The 20347-nt window shown below is 58.7% G+C and carries 24 protein-coding genes; 15 read left to right on the forward strand and 9 right to left on the reverse strand.

Going from position 1 to position 20347, the window contains the following annotated elements:
- Positions 1–280 precede the first annotated feature (280 nt).
- The gene (locus AC245Y_RS24535; protein ID WP_026157354.1) at positions 281–1018 is read left to right on the forward strand and encodes a hypothetical protein; all 738 of its coding nucleotides are present in this window, start codon (positions 281–283) and stop codon (positions 1016–1018) included.
- Positions 1019–1024: 6 nt separating this feature from the next.
- On the opposite strand, the gene AC245Y_RS24540 is transcribed toward AC245Y_RS24535, so the two are convergent.
- Positions 1025–2449 carry an ISNCY family transposase gene (locus tag AC245Y_RS24540; RefSeq protein WP_017996228.1) on the reverse strand — a complete coding sequence of 475 codons (1425 nt, stop codon included), beginning with the start codon at positions 2447–2449 and terminating at the stop codon, positions 1025–1027.
- A gap of 275 nt (positions 2450–2724) precedes the next feature.
- Positions 2725–3888 carry a mandelate racemase/muconate lactonizing enzyme family protein gene (locus AC245Y_RS24545; RefSeq protein ID WP_017996227.1) on the reverse strand — a complete coding sequence of 388 codons (1164 nt, stop codon included), beginning with the start codon at positions 3886–3888 and terminating at the stop codon, positions 2725–2727.
- Between the two features lie 88 nt (positions 3889–3976).
- Here AC245Y_RS24545 and AC245Y_RS24550 point away from each other — a divergent pair, with 88 nt between their 5' ends.
- Both AC245Y_RS24550 and AC245Y_RS24555 read left to right on the forward strand, forming a co-directional pair.
- Positions 3977–4303, forward strand: coding sequence for a hypothetical protein (locus AC245Y_RS24550; protein ID WP_017996226.1), 327 nt, complete (start codon positions 3977–3979; stop codon positions 4301–4303).
- A 1-nt stretch (position 4304) separates the two neighbouring features.
- Positions 4305–5222 carry a LysR substrate-binding domain-containing protein gene (locus AC245Y_RS24555; RefSeq protein ID WP_017996225.1) on the forward strand — a complete coding sequence of 306 codons (918 nt, stop codon included), beginning with the start codon at positions 4305–4307 and terminating at the stop codon, positions 5220–5222.
- Between the two features lie 190 nt (positions 5223–5412).
- Here the strand turns inward: AC245Y_RS24555 and AC245Y_RS24560 are convergent, their stop codons facing one another.
- Positions 5413–5781: a winged helix-turn-helix transcriptional regulator gene (locus tag AC245Y_RS24560; protein WP_017996224.1), complete on the reverse strand. Its 369-nt coding sequence runs from the start codon at positions 5779–5781 to the stop codon at positions 5413–5415.
- Positions 5782–5881: 100 nt separating this feature from the next.
- Here AC245Y_RS24560 and AC245Y_RS24565 point away from each other — a divergent pair, with 100 nt between their 5' ends.
- The gene (locus AC245Y_RS24565; protein WP_017996223.1) at positions 5882–6628 is read left to right on the forward strand and encodes an NADPH-dependent F420 reductase; all 747 of its coding nucleotides are present in this window, start codon (positions 5882–5884) and stop codon (positions 6626–6628) included.
- 141 nt (positions 6629–6769) lie between these two features.
- Here AC245Y_RS24565 and AC245Y_RS24570 read toward each other — a convergent pair whose 3' ends face one another.
- Positions 6770–7762, reverse strand: a complete 993-nt coding sequence (locus AC245Y_RS24570) for a LacI family DNA-binding transcriptional regulator (protein ID WP_017996222.1) — start codon at positions 7760–7762, stop codon at positions 6770–6772.
- A 214-nt stretch (positions 7763–7976) separates the two neighbouring features.
- Between AC245Y_RS24570 and AC245Y_RS24575 the strand changes: the two genes are divergently transcribed.
- The 6 genes from AC245Y_RS24575 (at position 7977) to AC245Y_RS24600 (ending at position 13213) form a co-directional block, all read left to right on the forward strand.
- Entirely contained in the window at positions 7977–8927 is a 951-nt protein-coding gene (locus AC245Y_RS24575) for a sugar ABC transporter substrate-binding protein (protein ID WP_017996221.1), read from the forward strand.
- Positions 8928–9058: 131 nt separating this feature from the next.
- Entirely contained in the window at positions 9059–10180 is a 1122-nt protein-coding gene (locus AC245Y_RS24580) for an ABC transporter permease (RefSeq protein WP_017996220.1), read from the forward strand.
- A gap of 2 nt (positions 10181–10182) precedes the next feature.
- Positions 10183–10983, forward strand: coding sequence for an ATP-binding cassette domain-containing protein (locus AC245Y_RS24585; protein WP_012755603.1), 801 nt, complete (start codon positions 10183–10185; stop codon positions 10981–10983).
- Positions 10984–11004: 21 nt separating this feature from the next.
- Complete coding sequence (locus AC245Y_RS24590; RefSeq protein WP_012755604.1) at positions 11005–11802, forward strand: TIM barrel protein; 798 nt, start codon at positions 11005–11007, stop codon at positions 11800–11802.
- Positions 11803–11831: 29 nt separating this feature from the next.
- A complete protein-coding gene (locus AC245Y_RS24595) occupies positions 11832–12854 on the forward strand; it encodes a Gfo/Idh/MocA family oxidoreductase (RefSeq protein WP_017996219.1) in 1023 nt (340 codons plus the stop codon).
- Between the two features lie 32 nt (positions 12855–12886).
- Complete coding sequence (locus tag AC245Y_RS24600) at positions 12887–13213, forward strand: MurR/RpiR family transcriptional regulator (protein ID WP_012755606.1); 327 nt, start codon at positions 12887–12889, stop codon at positions 13211–13213.
- A 313-nt stretch (positions 13214–13526) separates the two neighbouring features.
- Here AC245Y_RS24600 and AC245Y_RS24605 read toward each other — a convergent pair whose 3' ends face one another.
- Genes AC245Y_RS24605 through AC245Y_RS24615 form a run of 3 tightly spaced genes read right to left on the reverse strand, consistent with a single transcriptional unit; the run spans position 13527 to position 14412 of the window.
- Positions 13527–13820, reverse strand: coding sequence for a type II toxin-antitoxin system RelE/ParE family toxin (locus AC245Y_RS24605; RefSeq protein WP_017996217.1), 294 nt, complete (start codon positions 13818–13820; stop codon positions 13527–13529).
- Complete coding sequence (locus AC245Y_RS24610; protein ID WP_012755608.1) at positions 13820–14074, reverse strand: type II toxin-antitoxin system ParD family antitoxin; 255 nt, start codon at positions 14072–14074, stop codon at positions 13820–13822. The genes AC245Y_RS24605 and AC245Y_RS24610 overlap by 1 nt, the downstream gene beginning before the upstream one ends.
- A 47-nt stretch (positions 14075–14121) precedes the next feature.
- Positions 14122–14412, reverse strand: coding sequence for a hypothetical protein (locus AC245Y_RS24615; RefSeq protein ID WP_012755609.1), 291 nt, complete (start codon positions 14410–14412; stop codon positions 14122–14124).
- Positions 14413–14549: 137 nt separating this feature from the next.
- On the opposite strand from AC245Y_RS24615, the gene AC245Y_RS24620 reads away from it, so the two are divergent.
- The 3 genes from AC245Y_RS24620 (at position 14550) to rsgA (ending at position 17446) form a co-directional block, all read left to right on the forward strand.
- Complete coding sequence (locus tag AC245Y_RS24620) at positions 14550–15734, forward strand: MFS transporter (protein WP_012755610.1); 1185 nt, start codon at positions 14550–14552, stop codon at positions 15732–15734.
- 448 nt (positions 15735–16182) lie between these two features.
- Positions 16183–16359, forward strand: a complete 177-nt coding sequence (locus AC245Y_RS24625; RefSeq protein WP_003549623.1) for a hypothetical protein — start codon at positions 16183–16185, stop codon at positions 16357–16359.
- A 34-nt stretch (positions 16360–16393) separates the two neighbouring features.
- Positions 16394–17446, forward strand: a complete 1053-nt coding sequence (gene rsgA / locus AC245Y_RS24630) for a ribosome small subunit-dependent GTPase A (protein ID WP_017996216.1) — start codon at positions 16394–16396, stop codon at positions 17444–17446.
- Between the two features lie 86 nt (positions 17447–17532).
- On the opposite strand, the gene AC245Y_RS24635 is transcribed toward rsgA, so the two are convergent.
- Positions 17533–17781, reverse strand: coding sequence for a hypothetical protein (locus AC245Y_RS24635; RefSeq protein ID WP_012755612.1), 249 nt, complete (start codon positions 17779–17781; stop codon positions 17533–17535).
- Between the two features lie 370 nt (positions 17782–18151).
- Between AC245Y_RS24635 and AC245Y_RS24640 the strand changes: the two genes are divergently transcribed.
- Together AC245Y_RS24640 and AC245Y_RS24645 are read left to right on the forward strand one after the other, a co-directional pair.
- Positions 18152–18400, forward strand: a complete 249-nt coding sequence (locus tag AC245Y_RS24640) for a hypothetical protein (protein ID WP_012755613.1) — start codon at positions 18152–18154, stop codon at positions 18398–18400.
- Entirely contained in the window at positions 18400–18927 is a 528-nt protein-coding gene (locus AC245Y_RS24645) for a LuxR C-terminal-related transcriptional regulator (protein ID WP_017996214.1), read from the forward strand. Before AC245Y_RS24640 ends, AC245Y_RS24645 begins: the two co-directional genes overlap by 1 nt.
- Before the next feature lie 146 nt (positions 18928–19073).
- Here AC245Y_RS24645 and AC245Y_RS24650 read toward each other — a convergent pair whose 3' ends face one another.
- Entirely contained in the window at positions 19074–20303 is a 1230-nt protein-coding gene (locus AC245Y_RS24650) for a flavin monoamine oxidase family protein (protein WP_017996213.1), read from the reverse strand.
- Positions 20304–20347: the final 44 nt, after the last annotated feature.

Genomic DNA, 20347 nt, shown 5'->3' on the forward strand with positions numbered 1-20347 from the left:
GACTGTCGCATCTCTAACTGGCCCAACTGTCGCATTACTAAAAGCCCTTACACAACTTGTCAAAGCTGAATAGCGCTGCGACTTCGCCAGCCAGTTAGAAACGCGACACTAGCACCGTCGGTCAGCCCCCGATCCGGCCGGCTGGGCCGGGTTGAAAGGGCGGAGCGGGGGCGGGTGATGACACTTCCTTCGGCTTTAGCTTTCTCACTGGCAATTGTTCTTTTGTCGCTCGATACTCGCTGGCACTTGCATGGCGCAGGATGGGGATCAAAGCCGCACGATGCTTCCGGAAATCAACCTGCAGGGGCACGTCGATGTCGCCGCGCTGTCACCACTTCTTCGCGGCATGCTTCTTTCGGTTGCCTATGCTGACGGTGAGGGTGGCATAGGATTGACTGCGACCGGCGCCATGAACCGCAAGTTCGTGCATTGGGCCGCTGTGCACTTCCTCTGGCCAAGCTTCACAGCCGAAGACCTCTACAGCATGAACAAGGTGCTCAATGAAAGCGACATGCCGCCGCTTTGGGTCGTGCGCGACATGGCCCGTCATCTGAAACTTCTTCGCCGAAAAAAGGACGTGCTGCTGCCAACCAAACGCGGCCGGGAGTTTTTGGTGGACCCGCAAGCCTTCTTTGATCTGGTCGCCACGGATTATCTCTATTCGTATGTCCACGCCACCGAGCGGGAAGAGGAGGTCCGAGCGCGGTTACGCTGGTGGCGCATGTTCCTCAATCTTCTCAATATCAAGGCCAGAGAAGGTTGCACACCAATGGAGGTTGTGAAGATCCTCTATCCAGACCTGGCGCCTCTGTCGGACACCGAAATAACCCTGGAAGCCTGGGAGTTGAAATCCGATCTCCAGTACGGCGTCTTTCGACGCTTATGCTGGCTCGGCTTGCTCTATGAGGCACGAGAGGGGCTCACTCTTCTCCAGGACGGATCCTTCCACAAGACGCCACTTTGGGCAGCCTGCCTGCAGTTGGAATCGGATACGCAAAGCGACATCGGCGTGCACTGACGAACTTCATTCCGCTGGCTGCCTCATCAACGCCTTCTGCCTTTTGGCAATCACCTCCGGATCATTCATGAAGTCCGTCCGCCGGCCAGGCTTGCGGCCACGCTTCTGATAACCATTGCCCTGGCTGCCATCGGGAATACCGAACATATGATCCGTCTGGCCGGTGCGGCGAGGGCCGCTCTTGCTGCGCTGCTGTTCCCGCCCAGCCTGCAGCTCGGCGACGATGGAAAGCATGTCGTCGAGACGCTTGTTCTCGACAACCTCTGCCCGGTGGACCGACCGCAATGTATCGAAGGTTCTGTAGGGCAGGGTGAAGCTCTCGTGCATGATCTCGAGGCGGCCGTCCGGGTAGTCGCAGACAACGACCTTCTTACCCGCCAATGGCCTGGAAATCTCGGTCGGATCGAGAATGAACAAGACCTTGTCGTAACGGAGCGTCAGCGACTGCGACAGTGTGCGGACTTCCTTCCGGCACATGGCGCCATCGAGATTCTCATGGTCGGCCAGCGGTCGGTGCATGTCCTTCGGATTGCGCGGTTGCTTGCCGAACCGCGAATTGAAATCCGCAATGAACTCAGTCGCATAGGCATTGGCAGCTTCGATCGTATCGATGCCGCGAAGCCGCATCTCCTTCACCAGCCGATCCTGCAATGTCTGGTTGGCGCGTTCCACACGGCCCTTGGCTTGCGGAGTGTTGGCACAGATAATGTCGATGTTCAGCTCATAAAGCGCACGACCAAACTGCGTCAGGCCGCTCGTCCGGTCTTTCTCTGACGCATGCGTGCTACGGAAAACCCCATGTTTGTCGCTGTAGAACGCGAGAGGTTTGCCCCATTGCTGCAAATACGCCTTAGTCGCATGCAGATAGTCGAACGTGTTCTCTGATCCGGCGAACCGCAGGTGCAGCAGCTTGCCGGTCGCATCGTCGATATAGACGAGCAGGGCGCATTTGGGGCCGCGGTTCTCGAACCACCAGTGATGCGAACCATCGATCTGCACCAGTTCGCCAAAGCAGTCGCGCCGGCCGCGTGGCTGGAAAACCCGTTTCTTGCGTTCCCGGCGCGAGATCCAGATGCCGGCCTCGGTCATCCATTGCCGCAGCGTCTCCTTAGCAACAGAGATCCGGTGCAGCTCGATCAGCTTCTCGCGAGCCAGCGTCGGGCCGAAATCCAGATAGTGCTCGCGGATCAGATCCAGCGCTGCATTGCGAAACTCCTCGCTGTGGCGCCGGTTGCTCGGCTGCGATCGTTTCTTGGAAACGAGGCCGGCTGGACCATCCCGGTCATAGGCCTGCAGCAACCGATGGACCTGACTTCGACTGAGCCCGAGCAGTTCGGCAGCCTGGACAACGCTCAGGCGTAGGTCACGGATCTTCTGGATGACTTCAAGGCGATGCAACTCTTTCTGCGACATGGTGATCATAAAGGACATGACGACTCCGACCGCTCATGGTCTTGACCAGGCTGAAGATCGTCATCCTTGCTCCCAACGTTGGCTTTGACCAGTGCGTCGAGAGGCGAGACTGTCGCATCTCTAACTGGCCCAACTGTCGCATTACTAAATAGCCCTTACACAACTGTATCGCATAAGATAGCTTATGGAACAAAGTGATTGCACAGGCCTACGCGTGATCAGCGAACCGAAGTTCGTTAGACTATGCTCTTCATCGCGATCACGCGACCGTCCTGGTCCCCCGGAACACGCGACTATTCGGCGAGTTCGCGCATGACCTTGATAAGGTCGGACTTGCCTTCGAAGCCGATGCCCGGCAGCTCAGGCATCGTGATATGCCCGTCGATGACCTTTACGCCGTCCGGGAAGCCCCCGTATGGCTGGAAGAGATCTGGATAGCTCTCATTGCCACCGAGGCCGAGGCCGGCCGCGATGTTGAGCGACATCTGGTGACCGCCATGCGGGATGCAGCGGGACGGCGACCAACCGAACTGGCGCAGGACGTCGAGGGTCCGGAGGTATTCGACGAGACCGTAGGACAGGGCGCAGTCGAACTGCAGGAAGTCGCGGTCGGCGCGCATGCCGCCGTAACGAAGCAGGTTGCGGGCATCCTGGTGGGAGAAGAGGTTCTCGCCGGTTGCCATCGGAGCGTCGTAGAATTCGGAGATGGCCGCCTGCAAGGCGTAGTCGAGTGGATCGCCGATTTCCTCGTACCAGAAAAGCGGGTAGTCACGCAGCATCTTGGCGTAGGCGATGCCAGTCTCCAAATCGAAGCGGCCGTTCGCATCGACCGCGAGTTTCGCCTCGGAACCGATCTCTTCCAGCACGGATTCGATGCGGCCTCGGTCCTCGTCGATCGAGGCGCCACCGATCTTCATCTTCACGACATTGTACCCGCGGTCGAGATAGCCGCGCATCTCCTTGCGAAGCGCACTGTTGTCCTTGCCGGGATAGTAGTAGCCGCCGGCGGCGTAAACGAAGACCCTGGGGTCCGCCTCGCGGCCCTTCATGTCGGCCAGCATGCGGAAGAGAGGTTTACTTTCGATCTTCGCAACCGCATCCCAGATGGCCATGTCGATGGTACCGACAGCCACGGAGCGCTCGCCGTGACCGCCGGGCTTTTCATTCATCATCATGGTCGACCAGATCTTGTGCGGATCGAGGTTGGTGCCGGCGTCGTTGATCAGGCTGTCCGGGTCTGCCTGCAGGACGCGGTCCTTGAACCGTTCGCGGATCAGGCCGCCCTGGCCATAACGGCCGTTCGAGTTGAAGCCATAGCCAACGACGCGGCGGCCGTCCCTGACGACATCGGTCACGACGGCAACGAGACTGGCCGTCATCTTCGAAAAGTCGATATAGGCGTTGCGGATGGGCGACGCGATGGGCTTGGTAACTTCGCAGACGTTTACGATACGCATTTTGATCTCCGGTTTCTGAACATTTGGATGTCTGGCTAGTGCTGGGCTTCGTCAGCGACAACAGTGATCCGGCGGGGAACGTCCCCGCGTGTTCGGCGTCGACGGTGGCCCGGTCAAAAGCCCCTTCCCACTTGGCGATGGCTATTGTTGCAACCCCGTTGCCGATGAGGTTCATGAAGCGATCGACGCCGAGCAGGAGGATGAGACCTGCGATGGGAATGGCATGAAAGCTGGGCAGCGTGGCAGCAAGGGTAACGAAGCCTGCGAGGTGACCGAGATCGATGGTGACTTCATTTCTTCCTGCCATTGCCATCGCGTCTCCAACAACGGCGTTCCTCAACGCAACATTCGCGAACAAGCGATTGACCGTCCAATGCCGTTTCGGCTTCAATTGATGCCGCAAGTGAGAGGATGAGATGGATACTGCCTGGCTTTTGGATTTGCGAGCTCTCGCCGACACCCTCAATTTTTCGAGGGCGGCGGAGTTGCGCAATATTACGCAGCCCGCCTTTGGTCGCCGGATAAAGGCCTTTGAAGATTGGAGCGGATCCGTTCTGGTCGACCGATCAACGCACCGCATCAGGATTACGCCTGCTGGCGAAATTATGCTTGATGCCGCAAATGACATTCTTCAAAGGATCGAAAGGGTTACCCACGACTTGAATCAGGAACGATCCGCCACTGCGACCCTGACGTTTGCGGCGACGCACGCTTTATCCTTCACCTTTTTTCCGGGTTGGGTGCAAAGTCTGGGCTCGTCGGTAGCGACAGTGCCAATCCGGCTTCTTTCCGACAACATGAATGAGTGCGAAAAGATGATGGCGGAAGGCAGGGCGCAGTTTCTCCTGTGCCACTTCCATCCAGACAGCGAAATTCGTTTGCATGAAGCCGACTTCAAGTACATGGAACTTGCCAGCGACGTTCTTGTCCCCGTTGCTCGAAGAGGCAAGGAGGGCGCGCCAATCCATAAGTTGCCCGGTACACCGGAGATTCCCGTCCCTCATATATCGTTTGACGAGAAATCGGGAATGGGCCGAATACTGGCGGCCAACCTTTCGCCGGTCGAGAGCGAATTGCATCTGGTGCGCGTCTTCACATCGCATTTGGCAATGGTCTTGAAAGCGCTGGCACTTGAGGGAAAAGGCGTGGCCTGGATACCGCGCAGCCTTGCCAGCTCTGAGCTGGAACCAGAAGGGAACCTGGCAGTCGCCGGCGACGAACGGTGGATGGTGCCGGTCAAGATCGTACTGATCCGATCCAGGACCCGGATGACGGAGTTGGCAGAGAAATTCTGGATGACGGTCGAAAGTGCATCGAAGCGAACGCCAGTATGAACAGTCTTTACTTGCGACCCGTGGCCCCTCATAGGGGGCAATTGAATTTGATTTGGCATTCTATTTTGCAAGCCAGGGGCAAAGGTGCGTGCTTCTTCCCGTACTCGCCGGAACCGTGAGAACGATTGACGAGAACCTACTGGCCGAGCCACTCGATAAATGGATCCGCGGACTTCAATCCTTCGCCGCTTCAGTCACCATTCATGCCAGCGCGTCGGAGTAGTGCCCAGTCGATCAACGCTTCCATCGCCGGACCCAGTGCAACACCAAGTTTGCTTAAGTTGTACTCTACCCGTGGGGGCACCTCCGGATAAACGGTTCGTACGATTATTCCGTCCTTCTCCAGCTCTTTCAGTTGTTGGATGAGCATTTTCTGGTTCACGCCGTCGACACGCCGTTCCAACTCAGAAAAGCGGAGGGGACCATGCGCTGCAAAGAGCTGGCAGATGATGACAGTCTTCCACTTGCCCTCGAGAACCCGCAGCGCCTCACTGGTCGCCGCAGCCCATACCTTCCGCTGCTCGGGATTCTGGCAGTTCCAGTCGTGCTCAGTCCGCATACATACCTCAATCGGCAGTAACACACCAAAAGGTGGGTTCTTGCCTGCTTAGCTATCTACTCCTATTTTCATTAGTACAGAAATGCGGAAGGAATAGCTTATGAAAATCGGCATCTTTGGCACCGGCAATATCGGCGGTACCCTCGCACGCAAGCTTGCCGCCGCAGGGCATGATGTCCGGATCACCAATTCAAAACCCTCCGAAAAGCTCAACGCATTCGCTGCTGACATCGGCGCGACCCCGGTTGATGCACAGGGCGTGGTGGATGGCGCTGATATGATCATCTTGTCGATCCCATTCCCGGCCGTTGCAGAGCTTCCGCAGGATCTATTCGCAAATCTTGCCGCCAACGTCCCGGTCGTCGATACGGGCAACTACTATCCTGGCATGCGCGATCCGCACATTGCCGAGATTGACGACGGATTGCCGGAAAGCGTCTGGGTTTCGAACCAGATTGGCCGCCGCGTTATCAAAGCCTTCAACAACATTCTGGCTGCGACCCTTGCCGATGGCGGGCGTCCGGTTGGTGCACCCGATCGCATTGCAGCGGCCGTTGCGGGCGACGACGAGGCTCAGAAAAGAATCGTCATGGGCATCGTGGACGAGGTCGGTTTTGATCCCATCGATTCAGGGTCTCTCGACGACTCCTGGCGCCAGCAGCCGTCGACGCCCGTCTATTGCTGCGACTGGAACGTCGAGGAGACGCGCAAGGCCCTTGCTCAGGCCGTGAAGGGAAAGGCCGCTGCAACGCGGGATAAATTGCCCGAACAATTCGCGGCACTCGGCCCCAACCCAAAGCACGCCGATGTCATCGCCTCCAATCGGGAGAACAATGCCCCGGCGTAAGGAAATTAACCAACGACACCACTCATCAGATGCCCAGTGTCTCTAGCGCTCACTTGCTCGAGATATTTGTTTGAACGATGTGGTTTTCCGCCTGGAGGATTTTGCCCAAATACGTTTTGGCCTATTCTATTGCTTGATCAATCAGGCTGAATCTCTCACCACAAGCTTGCCTTGGAAATTAACTGTCTCCCTCGGCGCTCTTTCCAGAATCATGTCTATTGCCGCTTTGACCATCTGGTCGGTGGGTTGCTCGTAGGTTGTAAGGCTGTATGCGGGGGATGCCGCAGGGGCAGCGTTGTCGAAGCCCACAATGGCGAGATCATCCGGCACACGTAAGCCGAACTCGCTTCGGGCAACATCGATCGCTCCGAACGCGAGAGCATCGTTTTCGCACATGAGGACATCGATCCGGTCTTCCGGCGCAACGTTAGACAAATAGTCCCGGGCGGCTTGCGCGCCTGCTTCTGCGCTGTAGCGCTCGGCAGACATTTCTACGAGTTCGACGCCGAGAGCGGTTCGCCAGAACGCCTTGAAGTTTCTCCGCCTGCCAAGCGCTGTAGACAATGTAAGCGCCCCGGCCATAAATCCCGGTCTCCGATATCCCCGTTTTAATAGGTGCTCGCCGATCTCGGCAATCGCCACGACGGCATCGCAGGAGATGGCGGGAACACCTTCGATCTGGCTATCTCGAGCAAGAACAAACATCGGAGGCCCGCCGCGTCCCAGCTTATGATCCGTCAACATCTCGTCGCGAAACGCTGTGCCAAATAGCACGATCGCATCAACCTGCCGCTGGTCGGCATTCAATATGGCATGCACGTGGCTGTAGTGCTGATTGATATTGATCAACATGGTCACGAGCCCCTCCGCCTGCAGGCTGGCGGTTAGCTTTTCAAGAAACGGAAGCTTGTGCGGGTTTGCGAAGTCATCAACGAGAACCGCGACCTGATGTGTAGAATTGGTGGCAAGGCTCCTGGCCAACAGGTTAGGCCGATAATTGAGCCGCTCTGCCGCCTCCAGCACTTTGGCTTTGCTTGCTTCCGTGATCGAGGCACCCGGCGTAAATGCGCGGATGACCGTCCACTTTGAAACGCCGGCCTCCATCGCCACGTTCTGCGCCGTCGCTCGCTTCATAGTCGAACCTCTCCGTTTCGAAACGTTTATTCCATTTCTGCCGGAACGCGAAATGAATGGTTGATTTCTTTTAGCAAGAATCTTATAGCTATGCACGTTTGCTACCGGTAGCATAAAATGTGCACCCGGTAGCAAATTGGAGGACGCGCCGTCTGAGGCGTTTTTGGTGGTTTTCGCGCTAGGAGGCGCGGGACACCCTTTGGGAGGAGTTTTTATGAAATCGTTTCTTCGTAAAATTGTGCTGGGCGTTGCCGTGGTTAGCGCACTTGGCGCTGCATCTGGCGTTGCCATCGCACAGGATATCAACATCATCGCCGTAACGCACGGCCAGGCCAACGACCCCTTCTGGTCGGTTGTTAAGAACGGGGTAAGCGCCGGCGCCAAGGATGCCGGTGTCAGCATCGACTATCGTGCGCCGGAAACCTTCGACATGGTGGCCATGAGCCAGCTGATCGACGCCGCCGTCAACCAGAAACCAGCCGGCTTGATCGTCTCGATCCCGGATTCGTCCGCATTAGGCCCGTCGATCAAGAAGGCCGTCGCCGCCGGCATTCCGGTCATTTCCATCAATTCCGGCTCCGACGTTTCGAAGTCACTGGGAGCGCTTCTCCATGTCGGCCAGGACGAATACAGCGCCGGCAAGGCAGCAGGTGAAAAGCTCAAGGAGATGGGCGGCAAGGTTGCCATCTGCGTCAACCAGGAGGTCGGCAACGTCTCCCTCGATCAGCAGCGTTGCCAGGGCTTCTCCGACGGCTTTGCAGGCAGCGTTACGGTCCTGCCCGTCTCCAACGATCCGGCGGACGTTCGGGCCAAGGTGAAGGCTGCACTGAGCTCGAACGCCGCAATCGACACGATCATGGCACTCGGCGCAAGCACTGCCGGCGAACCGTCTCTGGCTGCCGTCGCCGATGCAGGCATGACTGGCAAGATCAAAGTCGCCACTTTCGACCTTTCTGCAGACTTCCTGAAGGCTGTCGCTGCTGGCGATGCCGCTTTCGCCATCGATCAGCAGCAGTTCCTCCAGGGCTATCTGCCCGTGGTCTTCCTCGCAAACTATGCCAAGTACGGCCTGATCCCCGGCGGCAACGTGCCTTCCGGTCCGAACCTGATCACCAAGGAAAAGGCCGCCCAGGTCGTCGAACTATCGGCAAAGGGCATCCGCTAATCCACGACTGCCGAAAGGCGTGATTGTCGAACACCCTCCCCGCTTTCGAAGAGGGTGTTCGACAGACGACGTGCGCCGTGAGGAATGCCCTCGGCGCTTCGGCGAATTGCATCCATTGGGAGGTAGGTATCATGGCTCCGATCGAGCAAAAAATAGGAGATGCGTCAAACTCCGACGAGCGCATCAAACAGGTGGGCTTTCTCACACATATGATGCGTCGGCCCGAGCTCGGCGCGGTTGCTGGCCTCGTCCTGGTGGTGACGTTCTTCTTTCTTACCGCAGACCGTTCGATGTTTTCGCTTTCAGGTGTGATGACGATCCTGGCCCCAGCCTCACAGCTGGGAATTCTCGCCATTGCGGCAGCTCTGCTGATGATTGGTGGCGAGTTCGATCTTTCGATCGGCTCGATGGTGGCCTTCGCCGGATTGATCTTCGGCGCGGCCCTGACCAATTTCGGTCAACCGCTCTGGATTTCCATTATCATCACGATGCTGCTTGCAGCCGCCATGGGCGCGGTGAACGGACAGATTGTGATCAGGACACGGCTGCCGTCGTTCATCGTCACGCTTGCCTTCCTCTTTATTTTGCGGGGTCTAACTCTTGTTGGCCTGAAATGGGCGACAGGCGGCTCAACTCAGCTTCGCGGGATAGGTGAGGCCGTCGGCGACGGTCCCTTGAAGCGCCTGTTCTCAGGCGTCGCCTTCCAGGATCTTTTCAGCTGGCTTGCAGCCCATGGCCTGATCGAGAAGTTCGACAACGGCGTTCCGAAAGTCACGGGCGTGCCGGTGTCCGTGGTCTGGTTCATCGCCATTGCCGGGCTCGCCACCTGGGTTCTTCTGCGCACCCGGATCGGAAACTGGGTTTTTGCCGCCGGCGGCGATCCCAATGCGGCAAGAAACTCCGGGGTCCCGGTCGATCGCGTGAAGACGGGGCTCTTCGCGCTCACAGCCTGCGCCGCGGCGCTTGTGGCAATTATCACCGTGCTGGATGCCGGCTCGACGGACGCGCGCCGCGGTTTCCAGAAGGAGTTCGAGGCGATCATCGCTGCCGTGATTGGCGGATGTCTGCTGACCGGCGGTTATGGATCGGCGATCGGCGCCTTCTTCGGCGCCATCATCTTCGGTCTCGTCTCGATCGGCCTGACCTACACGAAGTTCGACTCGGACTGGTTCCAAGTCTTCCTCGGCTCCATGCTGCTGCTGGCCGTTCTCTTCAACAATTTCATTCGCCGCAAAGTGACAGGGGAGCGCTGATCATGACTGATAACCAATCAGAAACCGCTCCGCCGGTCATTGAAGTCAAAAATATCGTCAAGCACTACGGCTCCGTCATCGCGCTCTCGGGCGTTTCGATGAAGGTATCACAGGGCGAAGTGCTCTGCCTGCTTGGAGACAATGGAGCTGGGAAATCCACACTCATCAAGACGCTGTCGGGTGTGGTCCGTCCCTCGGGCGGCGATTTCCTGGTCGAGGGCAAGCCGGTCGCATTCACCAGTCCGCGCGATGCACTCGATGCCGGCATCGCGACCGTCTATCAGGATCTGGCGATGATCCCTTTGATGTCGATCACTCGAAACTTCTTCATGGGACGCGAACCCGTGAAAGGCATTCCGCCGTTTCGCCATGTCGATTTCAAGTATTGCAGCGAGGTGACTCGCGAGGAGATGCACAAGATCGGCATCGATATCCGCGACCCGAACCAGGCGGTCGGCACCCTTTCCGGCGGCGAGCGGCAATGTGTGGCGATCGCGCGGGCCGTTTATTTCGGAGCAAAGGTGCTCATCCTCGATGAGCCGACGTCCGCATTGGGCGTTGCCCAAACCTCGATGGTGCTGAAGTACATCCATCAGGTTCAGCAGAAGGGCCTCGCTGTGATCTTCATCACCCACAATGTTCGCCATGCCTTTGCTGTCGGCAATCGTTTCACGGTTCTCAATCGCGGAAAGACGCTCGGCACTTTCGACAAGAGCGAGATTTCGCTTGAGGAACTGCAGAACCTCATGGCTGGCGGCAAGGAACTGCAGGTGCTCTCCGCCGAACTCGGCGGCACGATCTGACATATTGCATGAGGAACAATCATGAAAACGACTACAAAAACATCACCTTTCACGCTAGCGGTCTGCGCCGAAATGGTGTTTCGCTCCCTGCCCCTCCTCGATCGGTTGAAGCGCATCACCGAACTCGGCTTCCAGGCGGAAATCTGGGATTGGACGAAACACGATATCGAGGCGATCGCAAAGTCTGGTGCCACTTTCTCGTCGATGACAGGATACGTGACCGGCACGCTGGCAGATGACGCCGGAGCCGATGAGCTGCTGCGCACTGCGCGCCAGTCGATCCCGATCGCCAAGGAACTCAATTGCCCGCGCCTCAACTTGCATGGCACGGGGCTCGACGGACAGGGCCTGCCCGTCGTCAAGTCCGAGGTCGTCACCGGCGCCATGTGGCTGAAGGCCGCCGATACGCTAAACCGCATCGCTGATCTCGGCGAGGAGGAAGGCGTTACCTTCGTCCTCGAAAACCTGAACGAGGCTGTTGACCATCCAAAGACGCCGTTTGCCAAGGCCGCCGACACGCTTGCATTGGTCGCGGCCGTCAACCGGCCGTCGCTGAAGCTCAACCTGGATCTCTACCATGCGCAGATCGGTGAAGGGAACTTGATCGAGCTTTGCCGCACCGCTCTTCCACATATCGGTGAAATTCAGGTCGCCGACGTTCCCGGCCGCAAGGAGCCGGGCACTGGTGAAATCAACTATCCGGCGATCGCACGCGCCCTGAACGAGATGGGCTACCGGGGCACGATCGGCATGGAAGCCTGGCCATCCGGCGATGACGAACTTGCTCTTTCCCGCTTCCGCGACGCGTTTTCCCTTTGATCCGACAGCAGCATTTTCAGGAGCTTTCCATGCCCGCCCACCGTCCCGTCAATCTCGCTCTCATCGGTGCCGGCCGCATCGGTTCGTTCCACGCCGAAAGCGTCGCCCGGCGCCTGGTTGATGCCAATTTGCTCGCCGTCGCCGATCCGGCGCCGGGCGCTGCCGAAAAACTGGCGGCAGCGCTCGATGCACCCAAAGCCTATACCAGCGTGTCGGAGCTTCTCGCCAATCCGGAGATCGATGGCGTCATCATCGCCACGCCGGCGCGTTTCCACACGAGCGTCGTCGTGGAAGCCGCGCGGGCCGGAAAAGCGGTCTTCTGCGAAAAGCCGATGGCGCTGACGCTCGGGGAAGCAGACGAGGCTATCGCTGTCACAAAGGCTGCGAAGGTGCCACTCCAGGTTGGCTTCAATCGACGTTGGGACCAGGCTTTTTACGAGGGCCGCGCAGCGATCGACGCTGGCAAAGTTGGTTCCGTCCAACTTCTTCGCTCGTTGACGCGAGACCCGGGTCCCTACGACGGCAACCCGGAAAAGACGCCGCTATGGACGATCTTCTATGAGACACTGATCCATGACTTCGACACGCTGCTGTGGCTGAACCCGAAAGCAACCCCGATCGAGGTGACGGCGATTGCCGATGCGCTCGTGGTACCGGACTTTGCCAGAAAGGGTTTTCACGACACCGCCGTCGTCACCATCCGCTTCGACAACGGTTCGATCGCCGTGGCGGAGGCGAATTTCTGCGCCATGTACGGCTACGACATCCGCGGCGAGGTCTTTGGCTCCGGCGGCATGGTGACGATGGGCGATGTACGCCGTTCCTCGATGACGCTCTACGACAAGAACGGAGTTTCGAACGATACCTGGCGGCGTGACACGGATCACTTTGTCCACGGCTACACCGCCCAGCTCGCCTCCTTCGTCGAGGCCATAAGGACAGGCACCGTCACTGGCCCGACCGGTGAAGATGCCCGCAATGCGCTTGCCATCGCGCTTGCCTGCATCACGTCGGTTACCGAGCGCAGGACGATCCAGCTTTCCGGTCTCTAGGCCGGATCGCAAAAGACGGAGTGTGCCACGAAATGCCGCAGCATATCCGCAGTCTGAGCAGCCCGCCGGCTAGTTTCGAAGAGCTGAAGTGCGCTATCGCCTGCCGCCAGGTCACCTTCCCTCTTCGTGTCGAGAATGTCGCGAAGAGGGTCCTGGCCAAACCGGAACTCATGGCCTTTGCTAGCACGACCTCAATCGCGAACGACTGCGGCGTCTCCGTCTCTACGGTCATGCGCTTTGTTGCGCATATCGGCTTCCACGAGATCGGGCAGGCACGCGCAATTTTCAGAAATGAGTTGCGCCGCCGCCTGGCTGTGTTGTTGCCCGGGCCGGGTATGAAAAACGGGAGCGATGGGTAGATGGCCGTCGCCACAGTCGGTACGCTCAAGCGCAGGTTCGTGCTTTACGCTTGATCTGAAGATTGGTCCGATGAAGGCCACTGGCGCGTTCATTGATGGGTTCCTGTGCGTCACCACCCGCGGCCGCCCTACTCGCCATCACTATCGGTTTGAAAGCGAAGAGGCGCTCGCATTGAAGGAAACCGAGCGCGGACCCGTTGTCCTCGTCACGTGGGATAACAATGATTAATGGAAGCCAGCTCATTTGAGACGCGTTACATTCCTGGCTACATGAACCCGATGCAACTGTGCTTATGCTCGCAATCGGCGAGGCCTAACCAGGATCGCCGGCCCAGTCTTCATGTCCATGGCGTATTCGGATCACGAAAATGGCTCCGTTCTCTTCGATCCGGTAGACAACGAGATGCGCTTTGAACGGATGGATCCTAACGTGCGGCCAAATCTCTTCTCGTTCACGCGCCATTTGCGGATTCGCGGCAATCAGGTCAAGCAACGCGAACAGCTCGTCATGATACCTTCTAGCCTGTGCAGATCCGAAAATTCGGACACTTTGCTCGGCGATTGCAATGATGTCCTCTTCCGCTTCGACAGAAAGGCTAAAACGCATTATCTGCTGCCGCGGGTCGTTTCCGCGCGCGCGACTGCCGCTGCAAAGAGTTCGTCCTTCGAGCGACCGCCAACACCACTTTTGACACCGTCGTCGACAAAGCGTTGCATGGCAGCAATCTTATCACTGCGTGCTTGGTCCCTGCGAATCAGGTCGCGCACATAGTCACTGGCATTGGAATATCGCCCGGTCCTCGCTTGCGCCTCGACCCAATCTTTCATTGGATCTGGTAAAGATACGTTCATAGTAGCCATTCAAGCCTCCATACTGCGCATAGGTTAAGTGAAATTGGCAAAGTTTGTCAAACTGGCTCCTCATTCTCTATATAGGCGAAAAGCGACGCACCTGGTTTGGACCAAAGGAGATCGTTGGGAGGCTTGATGTGAGATAGCCCCACGAACCGCGCGCGGTTGCAACCGATCCTGCCCGAGGAAGGCAGCAAGTTCGGCTTGAAAACACGTTGCACGCAGGCCTCGTCCGGCACGAGCACATGGTTCTTGCTCTCAAGCGGTACGAAGCTCGCATTCGGAATCGCGGCGGCAAGCTTGCAACCTTGATCAAGCGGCACGCGCACGTTGCCGCGGCTCGGCAAATCGCGCCGGTCCCCAATATCACATTCTCCGACGCATTCCCTCAGAAACCAGTTTCGATCTTGGGCTCTGTGAGATAGACATCCCAGGTCGATACGCGCGTGTTTTGCGTCGACGCGTCAATCCCCGGAGTTGCATCATGAAAATCGCCCCGCAGCAGCGGATCTATGTCTGCTTCTTTCTCTTCGCTGTGTCGCTGGGGGCGCTGCTGTCGAGGATGCCGGATTTGCAGGTTGCACTTGGCGTCAATAAGTCCGAGCTTGGGTTGACCCTGATAGGGGCTGCGATCGGCGCCTTGATTTCGTTGACTTTGTCTTCGCCCTTGATCGCCCGGCTCGGCGCGCGTACGACGGCATTCATTACTGTTCTCGGCACGTCTGCGCTGCTATCTCTGGTGCCGTGGATTGGTGCGGCGCCGGTCGTGTTCTGTGTGCTTTTCGTCGAGGGGCTGCTCGCCGGGGCGCTGGAGATCAATCTCAATGTTGAGATCGACCGTATCGAAGCGCAGCTAGGACGCGGTGTGATGAACAGGGCGCATGGTTTCTGGAGCCTCGGCTTCTTCGTCACGGCGCTTGTCTCCTCGGTCGTTCGCCAAGCCGGGATTTCGATGGAACTCCATCTCGCCGTGACCTTTGTCGCGGTTGTTGTCATCGGCATCTGGGCGATTTCCGGCATGCGGAATGCGCCGGCGCGGATCGCGTTGCATGAAGGCAAGGCACCGCTGGTAGCGCTTCCCACCTGGGGCCTCATGCCGCTGTGCGTGATCGGCATCGCGGCCTTTCTCGTCGAAGGCGCCGGGATCGACTGGTCGGCGATCTATATGCGCGATGTGTTTTCGGTCGAGCCCTTCATTGGCGGACTGGGATTGACGCTCTTTACCTTCTGCATGGCGCTGGCGCGCCTGTTCGTCGATCCGCTGGTCGATCGGTTTGGCGCACGTGCCGTCGCCACGATGTTGCTTGTTCTTTCGGCGATCGGCATCTGCGCCGTGTCGGGGGCGCCGCATCCCTATGTCGCGCTGGCGGGCTTTGCCTTGATGGGCGCCGGCTGCAGCGCGGTCTATCCTCTCGCTGTCTCGGCGGCGGCTCAACGCACCGATCGCGCGGCGTATCTCAACGTCGCCGCCCTCGGCCAAATGAGCTTTGTCGTCTTTTTCCTGGCGCCGCCGCTGCTCGGTTTCATTGCCGAACATGCTGGCATCCGGACATCCTATCTCGTTTGCCTTCCCCTTATCATTTACGCGCTCTTTTCGGCCAAGGCGCTTGCTACGCGCCGGGCTGCCGGCGGCGGTAGCGCTGCGACTGCTCGGAGCGTCAACGGGTAACGGCCTGGGCTACCGGTTTTGGCCGCGCGATTGGTTCGGCGAAAACCCGAGCACGTTGTTGCGGCGTGCTCGGTGCTCTCCCTAAGCAATACGGCTGGCTCTGCTGGTCGAAGTAGATCGCCTTGCGAGTCGCGCGTCTGGTCGAGGGAAATGCGGGCGCAGGCGCGAGGCCACTTGCTTGCCGCCGAGTTTGTTGACGGCAAGGGTATCTGAGCCGACGGGCTCGACCACGTCGATTGGGCGATCGCCCCCGCCATCGTGCCCCATTGATCACCGGTAATACAGCCTGGCGGTGGCTCTTTGTCGAATTTGCAGACGAACGGTGGTCTGGACGGTATCGAACTGGCGTTGGCTAATCGTGAAGCACCTGATACGTCATAGACCGCTGAGTATGAGGTCTTGGCACCATCTTCAGAGACAACCCTCGGACCGGACAGGAGAGCTTTTGATGGGCTGGAAAACACCGAAGATCGAATACGTGAACGGCTATAAGATCGTTGAAGTTGAGGGGCCTGCCTTCAAAGTCTACGATGGCGACCGTCAACTCGGGGACGATTTCCCCTACCCCGGCGAAGCTGCTGCTTACGCAACCTCGTTGCCAAAACGGGATCATCCACGCAGCTAGGCAAAAAGCCGCGGAAGATCATTGAAAACCCTTTATGGCAGCCTTACCGAAAGTGGAACAAGATTTGACCAGCTCCCAACTTTCTTCACCGCTAGAACTGCTTGGGTGGTCTGAATTCTTCGCGGACCAGGTCCAGCCCAGCGAAGCGGACTTGATCCCCCGACGCATCGCTTCAGTTCACCGGGCACGCATCGAGGCAATCGATGTCACCGGGCCGGTCGGACTGGAATTTCCATCCAATACCAGTACTGGTGACTACGCCGTGGGCGACTGGGTTCTTGCCGATGCATTGACTGACATGCTTGTCAGACGTCTCGATCGAAAAAGCGTCTTTCAACGACGCCTGGAAGGCGGGCGTGGCCAGCAACTTGTTGCCGCCAACATCGACACCCTGTTGATCGTGACCTCGTGCAATGCCGATTTTAATCTTGCTCGGCTGGAACGTTACCTGGCCATGGCCAACCAGGCCGGGAGCAATCCGGTGATTGTGCTGACAAAGGCTGACACCGCGGAGGATGCCGGCATGTTCCAGGCCCAAGCCGAGGCCTTGCAACGCGATGTGCCTGTCATTGCCTTGAATGGGCGCTCCGCGAACGCCGTTTCCCTGTTAAGGCCCTGGTGCGGCGTTGGCCAGACGGTTGCGCTAGTGGGATCTTCTGGTGTCGGAAAATCAACGCTGGTGAACACCATGACCGGGCCTGAATCCGACACAAAGCAAAAGACAGGCACCATCCGCGAATATGACGCGCAGGGCCGACACACCACCACGGCGCGATCCCTGCACGCAATTTCAGGGGGCGGCTGGGTCATCGATACGCCGGGAATAAGAACGCTTTACGTGAGTGATGTTGCCGACGGTATAGACACCCTCTTTGCTGAAATAACTGAACTGGCGCCGCTGTGCCGCTTTCGCGATTGCACCCATGCCCATGAACCTGGGTGCGCGGTCCAGGCAGCTGTCGCAAGCGGTGCCCTGGGCGTCGATCGCCTCGAACGCTGGCGGAGCCTGCTTGCCGAAAACAGCGACCGAACACCGGTCGTGAGCGGACCCCGCGGCAACAAGATCGTTCGCAAGAAGAAATATTGAAAGTGTTGAACGTTTGCGACGGTGCTCATCGGCGTCAGCCACAATCCGCTACCTGAATTGGCTGGGCTGGAGGATGGCGTGAGCGCTCAATGATTGGGATTGCGGTCAAGAAGAAGACCCTGCAAGCGGCCGCTCCCGCTTGTGAGGGATATGTCTTTGAACAATCGCGATATGAGACGCGGTCGCAATCCTTGCCTCTCATCGATGAGGAGGACTGACATCCTCTTTATCTCGATCGTGATCACGCCTGCATTGTCATGGCGACAAAAATTCCCGGAATCCATCGCATGGAATCCATTTTCCACCGCCCAGGCGGCTATCATATCCGCGTTCATCAAGGTCCTGCTTTAGGAGATGCGGACGTGCTGTCTCTAGCCTGTCCCGCTCGCGCAAATCGCTTCGCAGTCCCACGGATACCGTAACTGAATCGCTCTAATCCAGCCAAATCCTTCCAAGATTACAGTTCTCGCTCAGGTGTTGCGAGAAAGACTCGAAGCAATCGTTGTAAACCGGTACGACTCAGCCGGGGCCCCGCCCGTTAGTGCTCTTGAAATGATGTGAACCGACGCCGCCGCCGCGGGGTCGAGGTGGAAGCAAAACCTTCGAAAATCTACAGACGGTAGCGCCTGCGCCGAAGGTTGGGGTGTTATCGCGGGTGCTGAACCGCCACAGCCGGCTTTAGAGTGCAGCGTCTAGGACGCAATCGTGGTCACAGTCAACATTGGCGCGGGGGCCGAGCTACTCATCTCGGTTGATTGGCAAACGTGCATCGATGTGACCAGGATGCAAACTTGGCTGACCGATCCCGAGAACGTACGCGGCTGGTCCTCCTTGCGCGATCCCGAACTCGGGCACTTCTGGACATGGCGCGAGGAAAGCGATTTCCTCGTCGCGCAAGCGCGCCTTCTCAAAGCTCAGGGACGACCGGGCGAAGGGCTCGCCAATCTGGAGTGATGGCGCGAAGCCGCGCGAACGGCAGCGGTTATCACCTGCTGGCGGCGGAAATTCTGGCAACGGTTGCCGCCTGGAACGACGACCGGCATGCCCAGGCGCTCGAATATTTCCAGTTTGCGATCGCGCGTGCTCGCTCGCACGAGGTAACTCAGCTTTTCGAGGACGAGGGGCTCGAATTCTCCACGGTCGTGCGGGCGATCGTGCGCCGTTTCGGCCTGAAGGTCTTCAGTGCCGATGCCGTCGACATCATCGGTCGCATAATTGGCCAGGGTGAAAAAAGCGTCTTCGGCAAACCCGCCGATAGCGGCCGCCGGATCAAGGGTCCTCTTGCCGGCGGCAAAAGTCTTCTCAGTCAACGCGAGCAACAGGTCCTGCTCTGCCTGCACGAAGGCAAGAGCAACAAGGAAATCGCCCGCGCTCGGGCTTTCCGAGCCTACGGCGAAATTCCACCTCAAGAACGTGTTTTCCAAACTGGGGGTCGCCGGGCAATGGCCCTGGCAGTTTCGGCTAAATTGAACCTTAGATAGCACGACGAAATGCCGGTACTGTCAGCATAAACGATCTATAATTCACATAAGACAATCCGAACCGGGCAATCATGAAATTCTGCCAGCTGGTGATGGTCGGCCGGTGGTATCGGCGCGTTGAGGGTCACGAGATGCACCCTGCTATATCATGAGCGTGTTAGAACAGCCGCAGCCTGGTCGGCGGCCCGCAATCCGCTTTCCCATGCGCCATGCGCGGTCGAAAAGTCGGACTGGTGCGTCGCTTCGCCGGCGAAAAACAGTCGGTCGCCGACCGGGAGCGCCAGGACTGCGCGTGCGTCCGCATGGCCGGGCAGCGCATGGCTGTAGGAGCCGCCTATCCAATCGGTGCGACACCAGGAAGAGGCCGCAAGGGGCCGCAGGTGGCGGCGGATGTTGCTGCCGAGCAGTGATGACAGCTGGTCGAGTGCGAAGGCAAATGCTTCCACCAAACCCGCGCGTTCGATGACGACTGCGCCGTTTCCGCCAAAGAAGCCTTCGATGATCGGCCGGCCGAGCGGCCGGATATAATAGCTGCCGGTCTCGGCATTTTGCGGGTCGCCGAGCAGATGGGTTTCCGGCTCTAGACCATGATTGCCATGGAGTTCCAAAAACAGCTTGTCTGCGAGGCCAAGCGGCAGCTGACTTGCGGCATGGAGGTGATCGGCGGCCTTCGGGTCGAAGATAATGGCTCCGCGGGCCAGGGCGGTGGTCGATGCCGTGATGATCGCGGCCCCTGCTGTGACAGGACCGCGGTCGGTCTCCAGTCGGATGCCGTTTGCGGTCAATGTCAGGCGTCGAACGGGCGTCGAAAGGCGCAAGGCCACGTTCGGAACGGCCGCGCTGATCAGACTTCCATAACCTTCATGCACCCGCCAATTGGCGTCAGTCGCTGCATTGTCATAGGCCAGAAAATCGGCGACCGACAGCCGATCGAGCGGTGCCCCGTTCAGATATCCGCTGAGGGACTGGCAGTAGGCGTTCCATTTGCCATGTGGCTCCAGCGCGTCCGACGCGCTGTCGCTGGCGGGGGGACCGGTCCGCATCCGCTGCTTAAGTGCGTTCCATGCCGCCGCCGCCGCCGCGCGCTCCTCCTGCGTGAAGCCGAAATCGCGCCACTGGCTTTGCCACGCCGTCGGCCCGGGCTCGATATTGAACCCGGCTGCACGGCCAATGGCGACGAGAGGATTGCGCTCGGCGGAATGCAGCCAGCCGCAACCCATATCCAGCGGCATTCCGGCCAATTCGATTGTCCAGGCCCGTCCGCCAACGCGGCTGCTGGCCTCCAGGATAATGGCCGAGCGGCCGGCCTCGGCTAGGCTTTTTGCCGCTGCAATCCCGGCTGCGCCAGCGCCGACAATCGCAACCTCGTAGTCCATCGTCGCCCTCCGCCGCTGCGTCAGCAGCTTGATACGACACAAGC

The sequence above is a fragment of the Rhizobium sp. SRDI943 genome, from assembly GCF_057653695.1.

Bases quoted from the DNA above. Each gene is read 5' to 3' on its own strand.
- AC245Y_RS24625 (WP_003549623.1), top strand. From the start codon at position 16,183: ATGGGCTGGAAAACACCGAAGATCGAATACGTGAACGGCTATAAGATC.
- AC245Y_RS24645 (WP_017996214.1), top strand. From the start codon at position 18,400: ATGGCGCGAAGCCGCGCGAACGGCAGCGGTTATCACCTGCTGGCGGCG.
- AC245Y_RS24575 (WP_017996221.1), top strand. From the start codon at position 7,977: ATGAAATCGTTTCTTCGTAAAATTGTGCTGGGCGTTGCCGTGGTTAGC.
- AC245Y_RS24545 (WP_017996227.1), bottom strand. From the start codon at position 3,888: ATGCGTATCGTAAACGTCTGCGAAGTTACCAAGCCCATCGCGTCGCCC.
- AC245Y_RS24650 (WP_017996213.1), bottom strand. From the start codon at position 20,303: ATGGACTACGAGGTTGCGATTGTCGGCGCTGGCGCAGCCGGGATTGCA.
- AC245Y_RS24580 (WP_017996220.1), top strand. From the start codon at position 9,059: ATGGCTCCGATCGAGCAAAAAATAGGAGATGCGTCAAACTCCGACGAG.
- AC245Y_RS24535 (WP_026157354.1), top strand. From the start codon at position 281: ATGCTTCCGGAAATCAACCTGCAGGGGCACGTCGATGTCGCCGCGCTG.
- AC245Y_RS24540 (WP_017996228.1), bottom strand. From the start codon at position 2,449: ATGTCCTTTATGATCACCATGTCGCAGAAAGAGTTGCATCGCCTTGAA.
- AC245Y_RS24565 (WP_017996223.1), top strand. From the start codon at position 5,882: ATGAAAATCGGCATCTTTGGCACCGGCAATATCGGCGGTACCCTCGCA.
- AC245Y_RS24585 (WP_012755603.1), top strand. From the start codon at position 10,183: ATGACTGATAACCAATCAGAAACCGCTCCGCCGGTCATTGAAGTCAAA.
- AC245Y_RS24610 (WP_012755608.1), bottom strand. From the start codon at position 14,074: ATGGCTACTATGAACGTATCTTTACCAGATCCAATGAAAGATTGGGTC.
- AC245Y_RS24555 (WP_017996225.1), top strand. From the start codon at position 4,305: ATGGATACTGCCTGGCTTTTGGATTTGCGAGCTCTCGCCGACACCCTC.
- AC245Y_RS24570 (WP_017996222.1), bottom strand. From the start codon at position 7,762: ATGAAGCGAGCGACGGCGCAGAACGTGGCGATGGAGGCCGGCGTTTCA.
- AC245Y_RS24635 (WP_012755612.1), bottom strand. From the start codon at position 17,781: ATGAACGCGGATATGATAGCCGCCTGGGCGGTGGAAAATGGATTCCAT.
- AC245Y_RS24600 (WP_012755606.1), top strand. From the start codon at position 12,887: ATGCCGCAGCATATCCGCAGTCTGAGCAGCCCGCCGGCTAGTTTCGAA.
- AC245Y_RS24560 (WP_017996224.1), bottom strand. From the start codon at position 5,781: ATGCGGACTGAGCACGACTGGAACTGCCAGAATCCCGAGCAGCGGAAG.
- AC245Y_RS24605 (WP_017996217.1), bottom strand. From the start codon at position 13,820: ATGCGTTTTAGCCTTTCTGTCGAAGCGGAAGAGGACATCATTGCAATC.
- rsgA (WP_017996216.1), top strand. From the start codon at position 16,394: ATGGCAGCCTTACCGAAAGTGGAACAAGATTTGACCAGCTCCCAACTT.
- AC245Y_RS24595 (WP_017996219.1), top strand. From the start codon at position 11,832: ATGCCCGCCCACCGTCCCGTCAATCTCGCTCTCATCGGTGCCGGCCGC.
- AC245Y_RS24620 (WP_012755610.1), top strand. From the start codon at position 14,550: ATGAAAATCGCCCCGCAGCAGCGGATCTATGTCTGCTTCTTTCTCTTC.
- AC245Y_RS24590 (WP_012755604.1), top strand. From the start codon at position 11,005: ATGAAAACGACTACAAAAACATCACCTTTCACGCTAGCGGTCTGCGCC.